Annotated in this window: 18 protein-coding genes; 9 read left to right on the forward strand and 9 right to left on the reverse strand. The window is 65.8% G+C overall.

The features are described 5' to 3' along the window. Window positions 1-137 precede the first annotated feature (137 nt). The 4 genes from budC (at window position 138) to IE116_RS03875 (ending at window position 3,923) form a co-directional block, all read left to right on the forward strand. Window positions 138-905: a meso-2,3-butanediol dehydrogenase gene (budC, locus tag IE116_RS03860; RefSeq protein WP_189609924.1), complete on the forward strand. Its 768-nt coding sequence runs from the start codon at window positions 138-140 to the stop codon at window positions 903-905. A 106-nt stretch (window positions 906-1,011) separates the two neighbouring features. After that, a complete protein-coding gene (locus IE116_RS03865) occupies window positions 1,012-1,557 on the forward strand; it encodes a DUF4174 domain-containing protein (protein WP_189609926.1) in 546 nt (181 codons plus the stop codon). A gap of 2 nt (window positions 1,558-1,559) precedes the next feature. Then, window positions 1,560-1,973 carry a hypothetical protein gene (locus IE116_RS03870; RefSeq protein ID WP_189609928.1) on the forward strand — a complete coding sequence of 138 codons (414 nt, stop codon included), beginning with the start codon at window positions 1,560-1,562 and terminating at the stop codon, window positions 1,971-1,973. 102 nt (window positions 1,974-2,075) lie between these two features. Then, window positions 2,076-3,923 carry a monovalent cation:proton antiporter-2 (CPA2) family protein gene (locus tag IE116_RS03875; protein WP_189609929.1) on the forward strand — a complete coding sequence of 616 codons (1,848 nt, stop codon included), beginning with the start codon at window positions 2,076-2,078 and terminating at the stop codon, window positions 3,921-3,923. Window positions 3,924-3,992: 69 nt separating this feature from the next. Here IE116_RS03875 and IE116_RS03880 read toward each other — a convergent pair whose 3' ends face one another. After that, window positions 3,993-4,865 carry a response regulator transcription factor gene (locus tag IE116_RS03880; protein WP_189609931.1) on the reverse strand — a complete coding sequence of 291 codons (873 nt, stop codon included), beginning with the start codon at window positions 4,863-4,865 and terminating at the stop codon, window positions 3,993-3,995. A 302-nt stretch (window positions 4,866-5,167) separates the two neighbouring features. Between IE116_RS03880 and IE116_RS03885 the strand changes: the two genes are divergently transcribed. Beyond that, window positions 5,168-6,064 (forward strand): DMT family transporter, encoded by an 897-nt coding sequence (locus IE116_RS03885; RefSeq protein ID WP_189609932.1) that lies wholly within the window; start codon window positions 5,168-5,170, stop codon window positions 6,062-6,064. A 12-nt stretch (window positions 6,065-6,076) separates the two neighbouring features. Here IE116_RS03885 and IE116_RS03890 read toward each other — a convergent pair whose 3' ends face one another. Beyond that, window positions 6,077-6,967 carry a LysR family transcriptional regulator gene (locus IE116_RS03890; RefSeq protein ID WP_189609934.1) on the reverse strand — a complete coding sequence of 297 codons (891 nt, stop codon included), beginning with the start codon at window positions 6,965-6,967 and terminating at the stop codon, window positions 6,077-6,079. Window positions 6,968-7,118: 151 nt separating this feature from the next. Here IE116_RS03890 and IE116_RS03895 point away from each other — a divergent pair, with 151 nt between their 5' ends. The 4 genes from IE116_RS03895 (at window position 7,119) to IE116_RS03910 (ending at window position 10,620) form a co-directional block, all read left to right on the forward strand. Then, window positions 7,119-7,820, forward strand: a complete 702-nt coding sequence (locus tag IE116_RS03895; RefSeq protein WP_189609936.1) for a pirin family protein — start codon at window positions 7,119-7,121, stop codon at window positions 7,818-7,820. A gap of 115 nt (window positions 7,821-7,935) precedes the next feature. Next, window positions 7,936-8,859 (forward strand): rhodanese-like domain-containing protein, encoded by a 924-nt coding sequence (locus tag IE116_RS03900; protein ID WP_189609938.1) that lies wholly within the window; start codon window positions 7,936-7,938, stop codon window positions 8,857-8,859. Next, window positions 8,822-9,499 (forward strand): tRNA adenosine(34) deaminase TadA, encoded by a 678-nt coding sequence (gene tadA / locus IE116_RS03905; protein ID WP_189609939.1) that lies wholly within the window; start codon window positions 8,822-8,824, stop codon window positions 9,497-9,499. Before IE116_RS03900 ends, tadA begins: the two co-directional genes overlap by 38 nt. 104 nt (window positions 9,500-9,603) lie before the next feature. Beyond that, window positions 9,604-10,620, forward strand: a complete 1,017-nt coding sequence (locus IE116_RS03910) for an LD-carboxypeptidase (RefSeq protein WP_189609941.1) — start codon at window positions 9,604-9,606, stop codon at window positions 10,618-10,620. A gap of 6 nt (window positions 10,621-10,626) precedes the next feature. On the opposite strand, the gene IE116_RS03915 is transcribed toward IE116_RS03910, so the two are convergent. The 7 genes from IE116_RS03915 to mnhG all read right to left on the reverse strand — a co-directional run bounded on the left by IE116_RS03915 (window position 10,627) and on the right by mnhG (window position 17,538). Further along, entirely contained in the window at window positions 10,627-11,571 is a 945-nt protein-coding gene (locus IE116_RS03915) for a phosphatidate cytidylyltransferase (RefSeq protein WP_229827989.1), read from the reverse strand. 58 nt (window positions 11,572-11,629) lie between these two features. Beyond that, complete coding sequence (locus tag IE116_RS03920; protein ID WP_189609943.1) at window positions 11,630-12,250, reverse strand: lysophospholipid acyltransferase family protein; 621 nt, start codon at window positions 12,248-12,250, stop codon at window positions 11,630-11,632. Between the two features lie 122 nt (window positions 12,251-12,372). Further along, window positions 12,373-12,960: a hypothetical protein gene (locus IE116_RS03925; RefSeq protein ID WP_189609945.1), complete on the reverse strand. Its 588-nt coding sequence runs from the start codon at window positions 12,958-12,960 to the stop codon at window positions 12,373-12,375. Beyond that, window positions 12,950-14,614 (reverse strand): phosphatase PAP2/dual specificity phosphatase family protein, encoded by a 1,665-nt coding sequence (locus IE116_RS03930; RefSeq protein WP_229827990.1) that lies wholly within the window; start codon window positions 14,612-14,614, stop codon window positions 12,950-12,952. The genes IE116_RS03925 and IE116_RS03930 overlap by 11 nt, the downstream gene beginning before the upstream one ends. Further along, window positions 14,611-16,371, reverse strand: coding sequence for a bifunctional alpha/beta hydrolase/class I SAM-dependent methyltransferase (locus IE116_RS03935; protein ID WP_189609947.1), 1,761 nt, complete (start codon window positions 16,369-16,371; stop codon window positions 14,611-14,613). The genes IE116_RS03930 and IE116_RS03935 overlap by 4 nt, the downstream gene beginning before the upstream one ends. Before the next feature lie 9 nt (window positions 16,372-16,380). Further along, window positions 16,381-16,998, reverse strand: a complete 618-nt coding sequence (locus IE116_RS03940; protein WP_229828366.1) for a CDP-alcohol phosphatidyltransferase family protein — start codon at window positions 16,996-16,998, stop codon at window positions 16,381-16,383. Window positions 16,999-17,154: 156 nt separating this feature from the next. Continuing rightward, a complete protein-coding gene (gene mnhG / locus IE116_RS03945; RefSeq protein WP_229827991.1) occupies window positions 17,155-17,538 on the reverse strand; it encodes a monovalent cation/H(+) antiporter subunit G in 384 nt (127 codons plus the stop codon). Window positions 17,539-17,546 lie beyond the last annotated feature (8 nt).

The raw sequence follows: 17,546 nt of genomic DNA on the forward strand, positions 1-17,546 counted from the left end.
GCTGGAGGTTGCAGCGATCCGCCGGGCAGGCCCCGCGGGTGGCGAACGACTATAGCACTAATGAAACGATGCAGGTGCCATTACGAGCGCAGCCAAGTAGCGGCGGTGTCGGGCACGGCGTCATGCGAGGAGCTGACATGGAACGGTATACGAACAAGGTAGTGATCGTCACGGGTGCAGGATCAGGCATTGGCGCCGCGACGGCGCGCCGTTTTGCGAAAGAGGGCGCCGCCGTGGTACTGGCCGGCCGCACTCGCGACAAGCTGGACGAGGTTGCCCAGACGATAGGCAAGGACGACAAGGTGTTGGTGCGCCCGACGGACGTGGCCGACCTGTCCGATGTCGAGGGCCTGGTGCGCGACGCGGTCGCGCGATTTGGCCGCCTGGATGTGCTGGTCAACAACGCCGGCACGGTCGTCGAGGGCAAGATCACCGACGTGTCGGCCGAAGACTGGCGCAAGGTCATGGCGACCGACCTGGACGGCGTCTTTTACGGGTGCCGCGCCGCGTTGCCGGAATTGATCAAGACGAAGGGGTCCATCGTCAATACGTCGTCGGTGTCGGGGCTCGGGGGCGACTGGGGCATGAGCGTGTACAACGCGGCCAAGGGCGCGGTCACCAACTTCACCCGCGCGCTGGCGATGGACCATGGCCGGGACGGCGTGCGGGTCAATGCCGTCTGCCCCAGCCTGACGCGCAGCGAAATGACCGACGACATGTTCGAGAACCAGGAATTGATGGACAAGTTCATGGAGCGTATTCCGCTTGGCCGCGCCGCCGAAGCCGAAGACATTGCCGATGTGATCGCCTTCCTGGGCAGCGACGATGCGCGCTTCGTTACCGGCGTAAACCTGCCGGTGGACGGCGGACTGTCGGCGTCGAACGGGCAACCGCCGCAGACCTGATGCGGCGCCGAACACTTGCGATTGGCTTGCACTCAAGGATGACATGATGATGACCGGATGGCCTCTGAACCGTAACGCGTCGCGGCGTGGACTGCTGGGTCTGTTGATGGGCGCCGGCCTTGCCTGCGCGGCCTCGTTGGCCGTGCCGGACGCGGCGGCGGCATCGTCCACGTCTGCAAGGTCCCCGAGTCAGGACGCCAACCCGTTGCTGGCCGAGCGCTGGAAGACCCGGCCGCTTGTCATCGTCGCGCCGTCGGCGACCGATCCGACGCTCGTCCGGATGCAGGACATTCTGCAGACCCCCGCGAACCAGGCCGCCTTCAAGGAACGTGAGATGGTGCTGTACGTGGTGGTCGGCGATCGCGCCCGCCGCGACGATGCCTGGCTGTCCGCAGAACAGGCCCGGGCGATCCGCAGCGCGATGGACGTGTCCGCCAATGCGCCGGCCACCGTGCTGCTGGTCGGCATGGATGGCGGCGTCAAGATGCGCGAGGAGGGTGTGATCGATGCAAGAACCCTGTTCGGCACCATCGACCAGATGCCGATGCGCCAGCCCCGCGGCAGCAACGACCCAGGCAGCCGTGACCCAGGCAGCCCCCAATCCTTCAACCCAGTTTCCGATGTTCCCCACAACGATAAAAAGGGAGTTTGACCATGAACCTGTCCTCTTCACCCAAGCACGTGTCGGCAATGCGCCTGCGTCATCTGGCCGCTGGCGTCCTTGGTGCGCTGGCCTTCTCGTCGGCAGCCCTGGCCGCCAGCGCGTCGGCCGACATCGACGCGCAATACAAGAAGGAAATGGCCGCTTGCACCAGTGGTTCGTCCCATCAGGACCGTGCGACCTGCATCCGTGAAGCCGGCGCCGCGCGCGACGAAGCGCGCCGCAACCGCCTGGCCGACGGCGCCGGCGACCAGTACCAGAAGAACGCGCTGGCACGCTGCGAATCGCTGCCTGCCAGCGATCGCGCGGAGTGCGTGGCCCGCATGAAGCAGGGCACCACCAGCGGCAGCGTCGAAGGTGGCGGCGTGATCCGCGAGCACCGCACCGTGGTGCCCGCAACGCGCTAAGCGGACAGGAGCGCGAACGACCCCCGGGGTGGCATAAAAAGCTGTCCACCACGACCGCCGCCATGCAGAATGATGCCCAACTTACAAGACGGGTGATTTCGGATGGCGGTGGAAGGATACGCAAAAGAGCTGGTGCCGATCGTGGCGCTGCTCGCAGCGGGGGTCGTGGCGGTGCCCTTGTTCAAACGGCTGGGGCTCGGGTCGGTGCTCGGGTACCTGGCGGCCGGCCTTGTGATGGGCCCGTTCGGCTTCGACTTGTTCGGCGATCCCGAATCGGTGCTGCATATCGCCGAACTGGGCGTCGTCATGTTCCTCTTTGTGATCGGGCTGGAGATGCAGCCGTCGCATCTATGGAGCCTGCGCAAGGAAATCTTTGGCCTGGGTGTCGCCCAGGTCGTCGTCTGCGGTGCCATTCTGACCGGCATTGGCATTCTGGCCGGCCTGCCGCATGCCGTCGCCTTTGTCGGCGCCATGGGTTTCGTGCTGTCCTCCACCGCGATCGCGGTGCAGGTGCTGGACGAACAGGGCAAGACGTCAACGCCCTATGGCCAGCGCATCGTTTCCATCCTGTTGCTTGAAGACCTGGCGATCGTGCCTTTGCTGGCCCTGGTCGCCTTTGTCGGTCCTGCCACGTCTGACAGTGACGACGCCTCGCGCTGGGTGACCGTGGGTGTCGCCATCGGCTCGCTTGCGGCCTTGCTGGCGGCAGGGCGGTGGTTGCTCAATCCCATGTTCCGGATCCTGGCCGGCGCCCGCGCGCGCGAAGTCATGACCGCGGCGGCACTGCTGGTGGTCCTGGGCGCGGCGCTTGCCATGGAACTGGGCGGACTGTCGATGGCGCTCGGCGCCTTCGTGGCCGGCGTGCTGCTGTCCGAATCCAGTTTCCGGCATCAGCTCGAAGCCGACATAGAACCGTTCCGCGGCATTCTGCTCGGCTTGTTCTTCATGGGTGTCGGCATGTCCCTGGACCTGTCGATCTTTGCCCGTGAATGGCAGGTGATCGTGGCCGGCGTGGCCGGCTACATGTCCTTGAAAGCCGTCGGGATCTACGCGGTCGCGCGCGCTTTCAAGGGGTCGCATATCGAAGCGATCCGCCGGGCGGCCGTGCTGGCCCAGGGCGGCGAATTTGCATTCGTGCTGTATTCGGCGGCTGGCGCCGCAGGCATTCTCGATGTCAACACCAGCGCGATCCTCACAGCCATCGTGATCCTGTCGATGGCGTTGACGCCCCTTGCGCTGATTGCGTCACGCACGCTCTTCCCGAACCGCAAGGAAGTGTCGATGGAAGGCGTCGAGCGGGCGTCCAGCGCCGAAGGCGAAGTCCTGATCATCGGGTTCGGCCGCTTTTCGCAAGTGGCCAGCCAGGCGCTGCTGGCGCGCGGCATCAATATCACCATCATCGAAAATGATCCCGACATGATCCGGTCGGCCGGCAACTTCGGCTTCCAGGTGTTCTATGGCGATGGGTCGCGGCTCGAAGACCTGCGCACGTCGGGCGCGGCCAGTGCCCGCGCGATCCTGGTGTGTGTCGATGACGAAAAGACCACCGATCGCATTGTCGAACTGGTGCAGCACAACTTTCCGCGTTCGCAGCTGTATGTGCGTTCTTATGATCGCCGGCACGCCTTGGCCCTGATTGGCAAGGGTGTGGAGTATCAGGTCCGCGAGACCTTTGAGTCGGCCATGGCGATGGGGGAAGCCGCGCTGCGCGGCCTGGGCGTCACGGACGACGATGTCGTGACGCTCATGACCGAGGTGCGCCGGCGGGATGAAGAGCGTCTTGAACTGCAGATTGCGGGCGGGCTTTTGGCTGGCCGCAGTGTGGATCGTGGACGCTTCCCGATGCCTGCGCCACTGACCGAGCCCAAGGGGCCGGGTCGTGCGCTCAATCCCGAGGCGGCGCAGGCTTTGTCGGACAAGGAAGCCGCGGAGCGGGAGGCGGCTTCCTGAGCTGCCAGGCAAGGATCGCTTGCTGGCGAGCGGTCGGGAAGATCAGTTTCCCGACGGGGCAGAGAAGGCTTACTTCCCTGTCGGCCACCACCGGACCAGGTCGGGTGGGGCGGAATCGAATTCGAAGTCTTCGTCTTGCGTGACAGCGTTGCAAGGTGTGTCGGAACCTGAGCCGGGGGATACATACCGAAACACGTCGGGCGTCGCTGCGACAGTCGGCGTGTCCCAATCGAAGCTGGCGCCGCGGCGCGATGCTTCATAGACCGCTTCGGATTTGCTGTTCACGCCGAGCCTGCGGTAGAGCGCGTAAGCGTGAGATTTGGCCGTGGAAATCGAGATGTTGAGAAGTTCGCCGACTGCCTGGATCGAGTGCCCTCGGGCCAGGGCGACCAGTACTTCGTACTGTCTGGCGGTAATGCCAAGCAATTCCATGTCTGCATTCTGCTGCTGACCAGGCGGATCCAGCGGCTTGACCAGGCGTGAGGTCAACCCCGGCGGCACGGGCTGCTGGACGGCCGGGAAGCAGCGGCCGCCGACGCGCACCAACCGGATCGAAGCCACCAGCACCTCTACCGAGGCGCCACTGTCCACACAGCCCCGCACGTTGGACGCTGCGGGCAGCATGGGGGTCACCAGGATGGGGTCGGGCGACAGGAACAGGATGTTGGGCTGCGGTATCGACGCCGCAATGGCGACATCGCGGGCGAGCGCGTCCGGCTCGTTCGGCAGCGAGAACAGGATCATGTCGGCGCCTGCGTAGGCTTGAGCATGACGCAGGTCGGTCGTTGAGCGGGGAATAGGCACCCACGTTGGATCGACTTCGGTGAGAATCTGCTGCAACCCACGCTGGAGCACAGGGTGACTCTCAGTGATGATGATATCGACCATGTAGGCCTCTTCCTTACAGATGAAGTGTCGATAACTTAACCGCAACTCAGCCATTCGGCCGCTTCACAGTATTTCAAGTTGTCAATCCGGATTCGTCCCGAGCGCGGCAGTTTTTGACCGGATCGCCGGCAGAGCGACGCGGCGGGCCGGCATGATGCCACAAGCGCGCCGCAGTGCTAGGCTAGCGACCGCCGCGCCGGGCCTGGAACCGACGCGCGCATTCTCCCGCCGCCCACTTTGCAAGGTCTAGTCCCTTTGCCCAATACATTGTTCCGTCACGCCTGCCGGTGCGCCGCCCCCATGGCGGCGCCCCACCTGCCTGACGCCCGCACGGCCGCCACCGGGGGCCGCCGGCCATGACCGCGGCGCATCTGCTCGCGCCGCTGCTGGCCGTGATGATCTGGGCGGTCAACACCATCGTCAGCAAACTGGCGGCAGGCGTGATCGATCCGGCCGCCATTTCATTATTCCGTTGGGTGTTGGCCGGGGCCTTGCTGGGGATGGTGTTCGGCCGGTCGGTCTGGCGCGCGCGTGATCTGGTCCTGCGCCTGCTGCCCAAGCTGTTCGTGCTGAGCCTGCTGGGCATGGTGCTGTATCAGTGCCTGGCCTACGTGGCCGCCAGCACGACGACCGCCACCAATATGGGCATCGTGATCTCGCTCATGCCCTTGCTGGCCGTGGTGCTGAGCGTGCTGATCCTGCGCGAAGTGATCACCGTGGGGGCGGTGCTGGGCGGCTTGCTGTCCATTGCCGGCCTGGCGTATCTGCTCAGTCATGGCGAGCCGGCGGCGCTGCTGACTGCCGGCGTGCGCCTGGGCGACGGGCTGATGCTGCTGGCCAGCCTTGCCTATGCAGGCTACGCCGTCCTGCTCAAGAAATGGAAGCTGCCGCTGGGCAACTGGCAATCCCTGACCGTGCAGACGTGGTGTGCCGTGCCCGTGCTGTTCGTTTACTACCTGGCCAACGGCGCGCCGCCCATTACCCAGGCCGGCTTGCCGCTGGTGCTGTACGCCGGCATTCCGGCATCGGTGCTGGCGCCTTTCCTGTGGATGTTGGGCATTGCCCGCCTGGGGCCCATGCGCACCACGGCGCTGATGAATCTGCTGCCGGTCTTTACCGTGGCGATCGCCATGGCGTTCCTGGGTGAAACACTGCATGCGTACGACGTGATCGGCGGGGTGGTGACCTTGCTGGGCGTGGTCGTGGCGCAGGCGATCAGGACGCCGCTGCTCCGGCGGGATCGTGAGCGGTAGGGCCCGCTGTCCTTATCCGCCCAACACGCAGTCCTGCAGGATCTCGGACAATTCCCTGGCGGCCGGCCCGATCTGGCCCGGCTTGCCTGCCACCAGGTACAGCGGCACGCGTCGGGCGCCGCCTTCGATAAGCGGCAGCGGCGCAACGCGGCCGGCGTCCAGCATGGGCTGGATCACATGCCGGGGCAGCCACGCAAATCCCAGGCCGCTTGCCACCATGTCGGCCGACGTTTCCATGCTGGTGACCGTCCAGCGCTGCGCCGCCCCCAGCCACCCGTCATCCCGCGGTTTGCTGGTGCCCGAATCGCGGGCAACGATTTGCAGTTCCCTGCGCAGGTCGTCCATCGTCAGCGCCCGCCCCAGCTGGAACAAGGCATGGTCCGGATGGGCGACGGCAATGAAGTCGACGTCGATCAACAGCTTGCCCAGGAATTGCGACGGCACGCGCGTGCCGATCACGATATCGGTGCCTTGATCCAACAGGGCCTCGTCTGCGCCGGACAGCACCACTTCGCGCAACTGCACACGGGTCTGCGTGACCGACTGGGTGAAGCGGGCCAGGGCGCGCAGCAACAGGGGCTTCGGAAAGGCGACATCGACCGCCAGTCCGATTTCCGATTCCCACCCTTGCCGCAGGCTGGCTGCCGTGTGTTCCAGCCGATGGGCGCCCGCCAGCAGTTCGGCCGCGCCGCGCAGCAAGGCTTTGCCATGATCGGTCAGTTGCGCCTTGCGCCCGACCATCACCAGCAGTTCCACGCCCAATTGTTCCTGCAGGCGCGACACCATATAGCTGACGGACGACTGGCTGCGGTGCAGATGCTCGGCCGCCTGGGCAAAACCGCCCTGGTCGACGATGGCTTGCAAGACCGCCCACTGTTCCAGGGTCGTTCGGGGCATACGCATGGCGGGATCCGGCTTACAAAAGGTCAGCCGATAATGTATCGGATAATCCGATCAAAAAGGCCAGATCTTTGCGCTTATCGATCGGATAATCGAGGCGTAAAGTTCACTCCATGCCAACAACGACCGACACGGTCCTGACAGGAGCCACACCATGAACATCGTACGCAAAGCGGAAGATCGCGGTCACGCCTCGCACGGCTGGTTGAACAGCCATCACACCTTCTCGTTCGCCGAGTACCACAACCCCAAGGAAATGGGCTGGAGCGACCTGCGGGTGATCAACGACGACACGGTGGCCCCGGGCCAGGGCTTTGGCGAACACGGCCACCGCGACATGGAGATCATTTCGTATGTCCTGGACGGCGCGCTGGAGCACAAGGATTCGATGGGCACCGGTTCGGTGATCCGCCCGGGGGATGTGCAGCTCATGAGCGCGGGCACTGGCGTGCGGCACAGCGAGTTCAACCATTCGCCTACCGACACGGTCAATTTCCTGCAGATCTGGATCTTGCCCAAGTTCAAGGGCGTGCGTCCCAGCTACCAGGAGCGCCAGTTCGACGCGACCGAAAAGCGCGGCCGCCTGCGTGTGGTGGTCTCGCCCGATGGCCGGGACGGATCGCTGACGGTGAACCAGGACGCGACGCTGTATGCCGGCCTGCTGGACGGCAGCGAACGTGTCGTGCAAGCCATCGACCCGAGCCGCAAGGGCTATGTGCACGTGGCACGCGGCGCACTGACGGTGAATGGGCAGGCGCTCAAGGCCGGCGATGCGCTGAAGGTGTCCGACGAACGCGAAGTCGTGTTCGAAGGGGGCCAGAACGCCGAAGTGCTGTATTTCGATCTGGCGGCATGAGTGTCATAAGCTGATCGCGCGGGTTCGGGCAGCCGGGGGGCAGGAGTAGAATGCCCCTCGGCTGCTGCCGCCCGGTTCCGACCGCGCCAGCACGCGCGCAAGGAATCCCCGCGTCATGTCCTTCCTTTTTGATCTCATCGAGCAATATGGCTTGCTGATCGTATTCGCGAACGTGTTCGTCGAACAGCTCGGCGCGCCGATTCCCGCCTATCCCACCCTGGTCATCACCGGCGCCATGCTGGGCCGCGGCGAGCTGTCCGCGCCGCTGCTGCTGGCGGTGGCGATCGGGTCGGCACTGCTGGCGGACACCATCTGGTATGAAGCCGGCAAGCGGTATGGCGGACGGGTCATGTCGACCTTGTGCCGCATTTCGATCTCGCCCGACACCTGTGTGCGCCAGACGGCCTCCGTGTATGCGCGGTGGGGCGCGTGGTCTTTGCTGGTCGCCAAGTTCATTCCGGGCTTTGCCTCCCTGGCCAGCGCGCTGGCCGGCATGGTCGGCACCCCGCGGCGCACGTTCATCCTGTTCGACGGCCTGGGCGCCGCCTTGTGGGCGGGGTCGGCCATCGGGTTGGGCTCCCTCTTCAGCAGTGGCATCGACGAGCTGCTGGTTGCCCTGGGCGAACTGGGCAAATGGGGACTGCTGCTGGTGGCGGTGGCGTTTGCCGTGTTCATCGCCAAGAAGCTCTGGCAGCGGCACACCTTGCTGCGGTCCTTGCACATGGCGCGCGTCACGGTCGCGGAACTGAAAGAACTGCATGACCAGGGCCTGACGCCCACCGTGCTGGACGTGCGTACGCCGCTGCTGCAGCAGCAAGGCCGCATTCCAGGCGCGATCGCGGTGCCCATTGAAGGCATGAAAGGCTTCGTGCTGGAAGGCCGGCCGGATGACGAAGTGATCGTGTACTGCGCCTGCCCGAATGAAATTTCGGCGGCGCAACTGGCGTCGCAACTGCGTCGGCAGGGCTTCCAGCGCGTGCGGCCGCTGACCGGCGGCATCGATGCGTGGATCGCCGCCGGGCATCGCGTGGAGAAGTAGGGTGGCGGGGCAAGACCGTCCCGTCGATGCGGCTGCTGATGTGGCCGCCGTGGATCGCCACCACATGGCGCGGGCGCTGGTGCTCGCCCGGCAGGCGTGGGACCGGGGCGAAGTGCCGGTGGGCGCCGTGCTGGTGGGCATGGACGGCCAGGTACTGGGTGAAGGGTCCAACCGGCCGATCGGCAACAGCGACCCGACAGCCCATGCCGAGATCGTTGCCTTGCGCGCCGCGTGCGCCGCGGCAGGCAATTACCGGCTTCCCGGCGCGACCCTGTATGTAACGCTGGAACCCTGCGCGATGTGCATGGGCGCGATGCTGCACACACGGCTGGCCCGCGTGGTGTTCGGCGCGCCCGACCCCAAGACGGGCGTATGTGGTGGCACGATCGACCTGCCGGCAGTTGCGCAGCTCAATCATCAGACGGTGGTGGAAGGCGGCGTGCTGGCGGCGGAATGCGCGGCCTTGCTGCGTGCGTTTTTTCGCGCGCGGCGCGATGCGGTCAAGGCAAGGCGGTTGGCGGAGCGGGAGGGGGGCGCTCCGGCACGGCACGCCACCGCGGCGCTTTCTGGCGGGGCCGCCGCCCGGCAGGACGTGCCCGATGCGCTGACCGACGGTGAGGCGACCGATCCGCCTGCGTGACTTGGCGCGCGGCGGGCCCGTCCAAGCCAGGCCCCGCGTTTGGCCGCGCCGCCGTTCCGGGCGACAATGCGGCTGCCTTTTTCCGCCACTGGACCCACGACCCCATGCCTGCCTGCCCCATTTGCGATGCCCCCGATGCCAACGCCGCCGCCGCGCCTGTCCCGCGCAGCCGCGCAGCCGCCCGGCCCGGCATCTACCTGGTGTCGCCATCCGGTGCGGTGCTGGATGCTGACACCCTTGTGCGGGCCAAGGCCAACTTGACTGCCGAAGGCTTCAAAGTGTCCATGGATCGGGGGGCGTCCTTGCGAAACGAGCGATTCGCGGGCACCGACGCCCAGCGCCTGGCCGCCCTGCAGCGCGCCGCCACGCAAAAGTCCCGATTTGTCATGGCGACACGCGGGGGCTATGGCATGTCGCGGCTGCTCGATCGCATTGACTGGAAGGCGATGGCCGACAGCGGCAAGCTCTTTATCGGCCACAGTGACTTCACTGCCTTTCAGCTCGCCTTGCTCGCCAAGACCGGCGCCGTCAGTTATGCCGGCCCGATGGCCGTCTTTGATTTTGGCGGCAAGCGCGTCGACGACCTGACCGCGGCGCTGTTCGGCGAAACCCTGCGCGGGGAACTGGAAGTGCTCAGCTTCGACAGCCCCGACTCGGATCCGGTCGATGCGCGCGGTGTGCTGTGGGGCGGCAACCTGGCCATGTTGGTCTCATTGATCGGCACCCCCTACCTGCCCAGGATCAAGGGCGGCATCCTGTTCCTGGAAGACGTCAACGAGCACCCCTACCGGGTCGAACGCATGCTGCTGCAGTTGCATCAGGCCGGCGTCCTCGCCAGACAGAAAGCCGTCGTGCTGGGCAGCTTTACCGACTACAAACTGTCGCCGCTCGACGGCGGCTACGACATGGCGTCCGTGCACGCGTGGCTGCGCCGTGAAGTCAAGGTGCCGGTCGTGACGGAACTGCCTTTCGGGCACGTCAAGACGAAGGCGACGCTGCCGGTGGGAGAACGGGTCGGTATCGCGACCGAAGACGGCATGGCGCATCTGGTGTTCGAGGCGCATGAGCGCAACCATGCGGGGCATGACCACGATCACGATCATGGCCACGATCACCCCTGACCGGCATCACGTCCACCAGTAGCGCACCACGTTAAAGAAGATGGGGGCCGCAAAGCACACCGAGTCCAGGCGGTCCAGCATGCCGCCGTGGCCTTCGATCATGTGGCCCCAGTCCTTTACGCCGCGATCGCGTTTGATCGCCGACATCACCAACCCGCCAAAGAACCCGAGCAGGTTGAGCATCAGCGCAATCAGTCCCGACTGCCAGGGATTGAAGGGCGTGATCCAGTACAGCGCCGCGCCCAGCAAGGACGCCAGCGCCAGCCCACCCAGAAACCCTTCCAGCGTTTTGGATGGCGACAGATGCGGCGCGATCTTGCGTTTGCCGAACAGCTTTCCGCACACGTACTGCAGCACGTCCGACGACTGCACCACGATCACCAGATAGGCGATCAGCAACAGATTGCGATCGGCATAGCCCGGGATGTCCAGCGTCAACAGCGCGGGCACGTGCGAAATGCAGAACACGGCGATCATCAATCCCCATTGCACCGTCGACGCACGTTCAAGGAAACGCGTGGCGTCACCATGCAGGGTCGACAGGATGGGCAGCAACAGGAAGGTATAGACCGGGATGAAGATGGCGAACATGCCATACCAGTTCATGCCGATCAGGATGTACTGCAGGGGCAGGGCAAGGTAGAACGCCGCCACCAGCGCCGGATAATCCCCCCGCCGCGTGGGCGCCAGCGTAATGAATTCGCGTAGCGCGTAGAACGACACCGCATAGAACAGCAGGATGACGGCCCAGCGTCCAAGCAGGAAGGCCACGCCGATCACCAGCACCATCACCCACCACGCGTTGATGCGCGAGTTCAGATTGTCGATAACGGAATGCGATCCCGGGCCGGCCCGCCACTTGAGCAGGAAGCCGACCAGCGACGCAAAAGCCAGCACGGCGCCAATGCCGGCGAACAGCAGGAAGGTATGGTCGTGCATCAGATCGCTCATGAAGTCGTCGCGCGAAAGCAGGGAGCGAGCGGGGTCGTGGTGCAATGCAGCCTGCTCATCACACCTGCTCCGTCGACAGTGCGAACAGGGCGCTGCGGGCCCGCTCCAGGAATGCTTCTTTCGCCTCGCCCTCGGCCACGTGCAGTGGCGCGCCGAAGCTCAGCGTGCACAGCAGGGGCAGCGGAATCACGCTGCCTTTGGGCATGACCCGCTTCAGGTTCGAGATCCACACCGGGATCAGTTCCACGGCAGGTCGCTCCAGCCCCAGACGGTAGATGCCGCTTTTGAAGGGCAGCAGGCCTTCTTCCATATTGCGCGTGCCTTCCGGAAACAGGATCAAGGAATCGCCGGCGTCCAGCGCATCCAGCATCGGTTGCAGCGGGTTGGACGACGGGTCGCGGCGCTCGCGTTCCACCAGCACCCCGTTGAACACCTTGTGGATCAAGTAGCGGCGCGTGGCGCTGGTGTGCCAGTAGTCCGCTCCTGCGACTGGCCGCGTCCGTGCGCGCAACGCGGGCGGCAGAGACGACCACAGCAATACGAAGTCGGCGTGGCTGCTGTGATTGGCAAAGTAGATGCGCTGCACGGGCTGCGGCGCGCAGCCCAGCCACAAGGCGCGCGCACCGGTCAGGGCGCGAGCGCCGGCGGTAATGGCAAGAGCGGCAACGGGCGCAAACATGCTGGAGTCCTTCGGGAGGCCAGGGGCAGGGTTCATGGTCCGGGGGGTGTGGTCCGAGGTATCAGGTCCGAAGTGCAGGGTCGGAAGTGCAGGGCCCGAAGTGCAGGGTCCCAAGGTCATGTTCAGTAGCCAGGAAACAGCCAGGGCATGGCCAGCAGGCTGCTGAGCGTCAGCGCCACCTGGAAGCCGACCAGCGCCGCCTGGATCACCAGCAGACGCAAGGCGCCCTGGGTGCGGGGCGGCAACGGACGGCCAGCCAGGCGCGCAGGCATCAGCCCGGTGCCAACCAGCATGGCGTCCATGGCGGCCAGGCGCGCGGTGATGTCCGGGGCCGGGCCTGGCGGGTTGTGACTGGCTGGTTGCTGACTGGCCGGATCGTGGCTGGCCGGATCGTGGCTGGCGGGATCGTGGCTGGCCGGAGCGTGGCTGGCCGGGTCGTTCCTGGCCGAGGCATGTTCACCCTCCGCGCGGCCCAGGGCATCGAACAGGTCCGCATCCAGCGCCACCCGCATCGCCCATATTTTTTGAAGCACGCCCACCAGCACCAGCAGCGTCGCCAATGCGCTGCCGATCTGCGTGCCAAAGCCCATGGGCCACTGCAAGAGCCCCCAGGCCAGGGCAATCAGGGTGATCGACGAAGACAGATGGTCCAGGTGCCGGCCGCGGCGCAGCACACTGGCCAGCGTAAGCAGACCCAGGTCAAAGGGCATGGCGGGATTCCGGAAGAAGCGTTGAGGTGTCGGGCGACGTCGTGTCCGTCGTCGTTGGGGTTGTTGGCGTAGCCGAGGTCGTTGGCGTAGCTGGGGTCGTGCGCGGATGACCCGTCGACATCGGCAGCCGGGCATGGCGGAGCACCGCATCGTGCAGCACCGCATCGTCCAGCACCCCGTCGTGACCCACCCCATCGTGAACCGCCGCATCGCGCCTCACCGCATCGCGCCCCACCGCATCGCGCCCCGCCGCGTCGCGCACTTCCGCATCGCGCAGCACCGATTCACCCACCGCTTCAAGCACCGCGCGATGGGCCGCGGTCAGCACAACCTGCGGCCGGGCGCGATGCAGTTGGGCAATGGCGCCGTCCACCGACGTGGCGCGGCCGGTGCACAGCAGCCACGCCGCCACTGCAGTCGCGCTGCGTGAATACCCCAGCGCGCACGCCACCAGCACCGGTCCGCGCAGGCGCATCTGCTCGATGGCCTGGGCAGCCTGCTGGCAGGTGGCGGGATCGGGTACGGTCAGGTCAAGAACGGGAAAGGTCGCATAGACCCGGCCCGCCGGATGGGCACCCATTTCGGCCGTCATGTCGACCAGGCCGGCTTCCGCCGCCGGTCCGGTGCGTGCCAGGTCCCCCTGCCACGCCTCCCGCGCCTTCCATGCCCGCAGCGGTCCCAGCCACACGCCATCGATCACCGCATCGGCCTGTGGATGCCGCCGCGTCCACCACGCCGCGTTGATCCGCGCCGCCAACAGATACGGCGCGAACAACCACCGCGCAGCCGGACTCAGGGTTCCATCGGCCCGTTTCTGGAATCCCGCCGGCCCCAGCCACGCGTAGTTCAGCGCCACCCCCGCCAGCGACAGCGCCGGCCACGCCAGCCACAATGCGGCGCCGCCCAGGCAGGCCAGCAGCGCACACAGGGCGGCGCCCGCCAGGTAGCGCCACGCCAGCCTGCGGCGCGCCGGGTCCTGGGTCCACGCCGCCTGCCGAAGCGGGTTGGGTCCCTGATCCGGCCACAGCCACACGCACAGCCATCCGGCCAGCACGCCCGTCGGCAGATCAACAAAGTGATGCTGCCACGTCGTCAGCACCGACAGCCCGATCAGGGCGAACCAGCCATGCACCAGCAGCTTCCCGATGCCGCGCGAGTGCGCCGCAAAGCACACCCACAGCACCACCAGCAACGTGATGTGCAGGGACGGCGCCTGGTTGAAGGGCTTGTCAAAGCCCATGAGCACGTCGAACATCCAGCCAAAAACGCCGTCTTGCGCCGGCCGTTCCACACTGAAGCGCAGCGGGAACAACAGAAAGCACGACACCGCGATCGCCTGGGCAGTCAACAGGCGTCGGCCATGGGTATCCAGCTCGCGCCGCGTGGCGCAGACCAGCAAGGAGAATCCATACAGCAGGTCGATCGACCAGTAGGGCACGATGGTCCAGGGCCACAAGGGGATCAGATGTTCCCACCCGAACACCGCGCTGCCGACTTCCGCGCGCCGGGCCGTCGCCCACGTCGCAAAACCGTAGGTGCCAAAAAAAAGCGGTGCGAGCAGCAACAGCCACAGCACCGCTCGCTTCCAGAGCCCAGGCGGGCGCACCGACAGGTCGTCGGGCCCCACGACGCCCCCAGGCAGGGCCGGCGTCATCCGCTGACGCGCTGCGCCAGGCAAACGGTAAAGATGCCCCATTCGTCGATGCGCTGCTCGACCTTCCGGAAGCCTGCCGCCTCGACCAGCTGGTCCATTTCGTCCTGGCTGCGCCGGCGCATGACCCACGCCGTCCCGTCGCGATGGCTGGTCAGCGCCCGCGCGATCAGCTCCAGCTGCGGATGCCACGGCTGCCCCGTATAGACCAGGTAGCCTCCGGGTTCGATGGCGTCGGCCAGGCCCGCCAGCGATCGGGACACCATGCGGTTGTCGCCGAACAGCTCGTACAGGCCGGACACGATGCCGACCGTGGGCCGGGGATCGATGGCGGCCAGACTCGGCCGGTCGAAGGCATCGGCACGTTCAAAGCGTGCAATGTCGGCCAGGTCGCGCTCGTCGATCAGCGCACGGCCATCGCGCACGTTGATGTCGCTGTAGTCGCGCAGCAGGATCGATTCCGGGAGCGGGCCGCGGCTCGTCAACGCGTCGAGCACATACCGGCCGTGTCCCGCCGCGATGTCCACGATCCGTACCGGCCGGTCCTGCGCACGCAGCCGCGCCATGGCCAGCCGCAGCAATTCTTCTACATGCAGCTTGCGCTGGCGGATACCACGCCAGCCGATCGACTCCAGGTAGTTCTTGTCCATCATCCGGCCAATCGGCGTCTTGCCGGTGGGCTGGTTGCGGTAGACATAATCCAGTGTGCTGCCCGAATCGAAGCCGGTATCGAATCCCAGCTTGATGCCGGCGGCCCAATGCCGCCCAAAGCCCAGGCTGGCCCGGGTAAAACGCCAGTACAGGCCGCGCAGGGAATTGGGCGGAAGCGGTGTAGCCAGCGCCTCGGCCTCTGCGCACGACGGACCCACGCGGTCGGCATTGAGCAGACTCAGGCGCTGCAGGGGCTGATCGAACTGCTGCTGAATGAAACGTTTCGCGCGGGCAATCGGAATCGCCCGGTCCTTCTCGCCCAGCGTGTCGTGGAAGAACCCCGGCAGGATATGCAGTTCCTTGCGCGGATGGCTCAGTCGATCAAAAAAGCGTTGCTGCGGTCCGCGATGCACCACGAAGTCCGACCCCGACACCAGCACCTGGGTCGGCACCTGGATCGCCTGCGCATCGGCCACGATACGTTCTGCCGTTTCATACAGTCCCAGCAGCACGTTGACCGAGATCGCCTTGGTGATCAGCGGGTCGCTGTCGTACGACGCAACGCGGGCCGGATCGTGGGTCAGGAACCTGGCCTTGACGTAGCTGTTCACGAAGAAATTGCCGCGAAAGCGGCGCATCAGCCGCAGGCCGGGCAGCGCAAACGGCACGTACAACTTGACCTTGAAGGCCGGCGACGCCAGCACCAGCGCCCGGATCTTGGGGGCGTAGTCGTGCACCCAGGCGGCGGCCAGCACGGCGCCCACGCTTTGGGCGATCACGGCCATGTTGCCGATCGCAATGTCATGCGTGCGGCACAGGTGCTGCACGAACGTGTTGATGTCGCGCACGCTGGTGCCCACGCTGGGGCTGTCACCGCGCTCGCCGGGCGATTCGCCGTGACCGCGCGCGTCCCACGCAAACACGTCGAAGCCGGGCAGGTCGATCTCGTCGGCAATATGGCCAATGCGGCCCGAATGCTCGTGGCCGCGATGGAACAGCAGCAACGCGCGGCGCGGCACGCCGGCGGTTTCGACCTGGGCAGGCCAGTGGCGATAGAACAGGGTCTGCTGGTCGTGGGTCGTGAAGGTATGGGACTGGCCGGCACGCATGCGACGTTCCTATTCGGAGGGGGTAAGGTGTTCGGCTTCGACAAGCCCGCGGTGCACACGGTTGTAGATCGTGACCACCAGCAGGACGGCCACGACGATCAACAGCAGATTGAGCAGAACGGCCGGCACGCCGATCGCCGCCGCCAGGCCCAGCACCCCAAAGCAGAAGGCACGGTCACTCTTGCCCATGGGGCCGTCGTAGCGCCGCGTCGCGCCGACCATCAGCCCCAGCACGCCGGCATATTCGCTGATGCCGGCCAGCAGCACGACCAGGATCACCCAGCCGGGCGTGACGCCAAACAGTGCCGCGAACGGCAGGTACAGGGCGGCATCGGCGATGACGTCGCACAGCTCGTTCAGGTAGGCGCCCAGACGCGACTGCTGGCCGAATTCACGCGCCAGCATGCCGTCGATGGCGTTGAGCGCCATGCGGGCGAACATCCATATCGGTACCAGGATGAACAACCAGGGGTGGCTGGCCTGGAACGCCAGGAACACTCCCAGCAGGACGGACACCACCGCGGCGAACACGGTGACCTGGTTGGCGGTGACACCCCGGGCGTGCAACTGGACGACCCGCGGCCGGAGCAGGGCCTGGAAGCGCGGCTTGAGCTGATAGATGGAGATCATGTGGCCAGACTGTTGTTGTTGTAGATGGCGACAGGCCGATTATCACCCAAACCTATCAGCCATCTGAGGCGTGGCTATTGTCGCCGCGGTCCTTAACCTGCGGTTATCCGTGGCTCAACAGGGTTGTAAGCATTTTGTTCTGCGCTCTTCGGGTCAGCTCGCTTCATCGTGAGTCGGGCAGATCTCGTTGGCATCGTCATCAAACGGACGGTGTTGCGCAGGAACGTGCTTGCCTTCGCGGCGATGCCGGTACAGGGCGGCGCGCGCCAGCATCATGGTCGTGATCGGAATGGTCAGCGTCAGGAACACCGCGGCCAGGACGGCATGCAAGACCAGGCGATGTTCCGACAGTGAAAACGCCAGGATAGAGGCCAGCATCACGAGTCCCAGGCCCAGCGAACTGCCCATGGTCGGGCCGTGCATGCGCGAGTAGAAATTATCAAAACGCCAAAGACCTATGGTCCCGATCAAAGTCACCAGGCCGGCTACGACCAGCAAGGCCGCCACTGTCCACTCGGCCCAGAAGGGGAGGGTCATTCCGGCCG

Source organism: Pigmentiphaga litoralis (assembly GCF_014651835.1).
GTDB classification, from domain to species: domain Bacteria; phylum Pseudomonadota; class Gammaproteobacteria; order Burkholderiales; family Burkholderiaceae_B; genus Pigmentiphaga; species Pigmentiphaga litoralis.

Coding starts and splice junctions, on each gene's coding strand:
- budC (WP_189609924.1), top strand. CDS start 138: ATGGAACGGTATACGAACAAGGTAGTGATCGTCACGGGTGCAGGATCA.
- IE116_RS03865 (WP_189609926.1), top strand. CDS start 1,012: ATGGGCGCCGGCCTTGCCTGCGCGGCCTCGTTGGCCGTGCCGGACGCG.
- IE116_RS03870 (WP_189609928.1), top strand. CDS start 1,560: ATGAACCTGTCCTCTTCACCCAAGCACGTGTCGGCAATGCGCCTGCGT.
- IE116_RS03875 (WP_189609929.1), top strand. CDS start 2,076: ATGGCGGTGGAAGGATACGCAAAAGAGCTGGTGCCGATCGTGGCGCTG.
- IE116_RS03880 (WP_189609931.1), bottom strand. CDS start 4,865: ATGGCTGAGTTGCGGTTAAGTTATCGACACTTCATCTGTAAGGAAGAG.
- IE116_RS03885 (WP_189609932.1), top strand. CDS start 5,168: ATGACCGCGGCGCATCTGCTCGCGCCGCTGCTGGCCGTGATGATCTGG.
- IE116_RS03890 (WP_189609934.1), bottom strand. CDS start 6,967: ATGCGTATGCCCCGAACGACCCTGGAACAGTGGGCGGTCTTGCAAGCC.
- IE116_RS03895 (WP_189609936.1), top strand. CDS start 7,119: ATGAACATCGTACGCAAAGCGGAAGATCGCGGTCACGCCTCGCACGGC.
- IE116_RS03900 (WP_189609938.1), top strand. CDS start 7,936: ATGTCCTTCCTTTTTGATCTCATCGAGCAATATGGCTTGCTGATCGTA.
- tadA (WP_189609939.1), top strand. CDS start 8,822: ATGCGTGGATCGCCGCCGGGCATCGCGTGGAGAAGTAGGGTGGCGGGG.
- IE116_RS03910 (WP_189609941.1), top strand. CDS start 9,604: ATGCCTGCCTGCCCCATTTGCGATGCCCCCGATGCCAACGCCGCCGCC.
- IE116_RS03915 (WP_229827989.1), bottom strand. CDS start 11,571: ATGAGCGATCTGATGCACGACCATACCTTCCTGCTGTTCGCCGGCATT.
- IE116_RS03920 (WP_189609943.1), bottom strand. CDS start 12,250: ATGTTTGCGCCCGTTGCCGCTCTTGCCATTACCGCCGGCGCTCGCGCC.
- IE116_RS03925 (WP_189609945.1), bottom strand. CDS start 12,960: ATGCCCTTTGACCTGGGTCTGCTTACGCTGGCCAGTGTGCTGCGCCGC.
- IE116_RS03930 (WP_229827990.1), bottom strand. CDS start 14,614: ATGACGCCGGCCCTGCCTGGGGGCGTCGTGGGGCCCGACGACCTGTCG.
- IE116_RS03935 (WP_189609947.1), bottom strand. CDS start 16,371: ATGCGTGCCGGCCAGTCCCATACCTTCACGACCCACGACCAGCAGACC.
- mnhG (WP_229827991.1), bottom strand. CDS start 17,538: ATGACCCTCCCCTTCTGGGCCGAGTGGACAGTGGCGGCCTTGCTGGTC.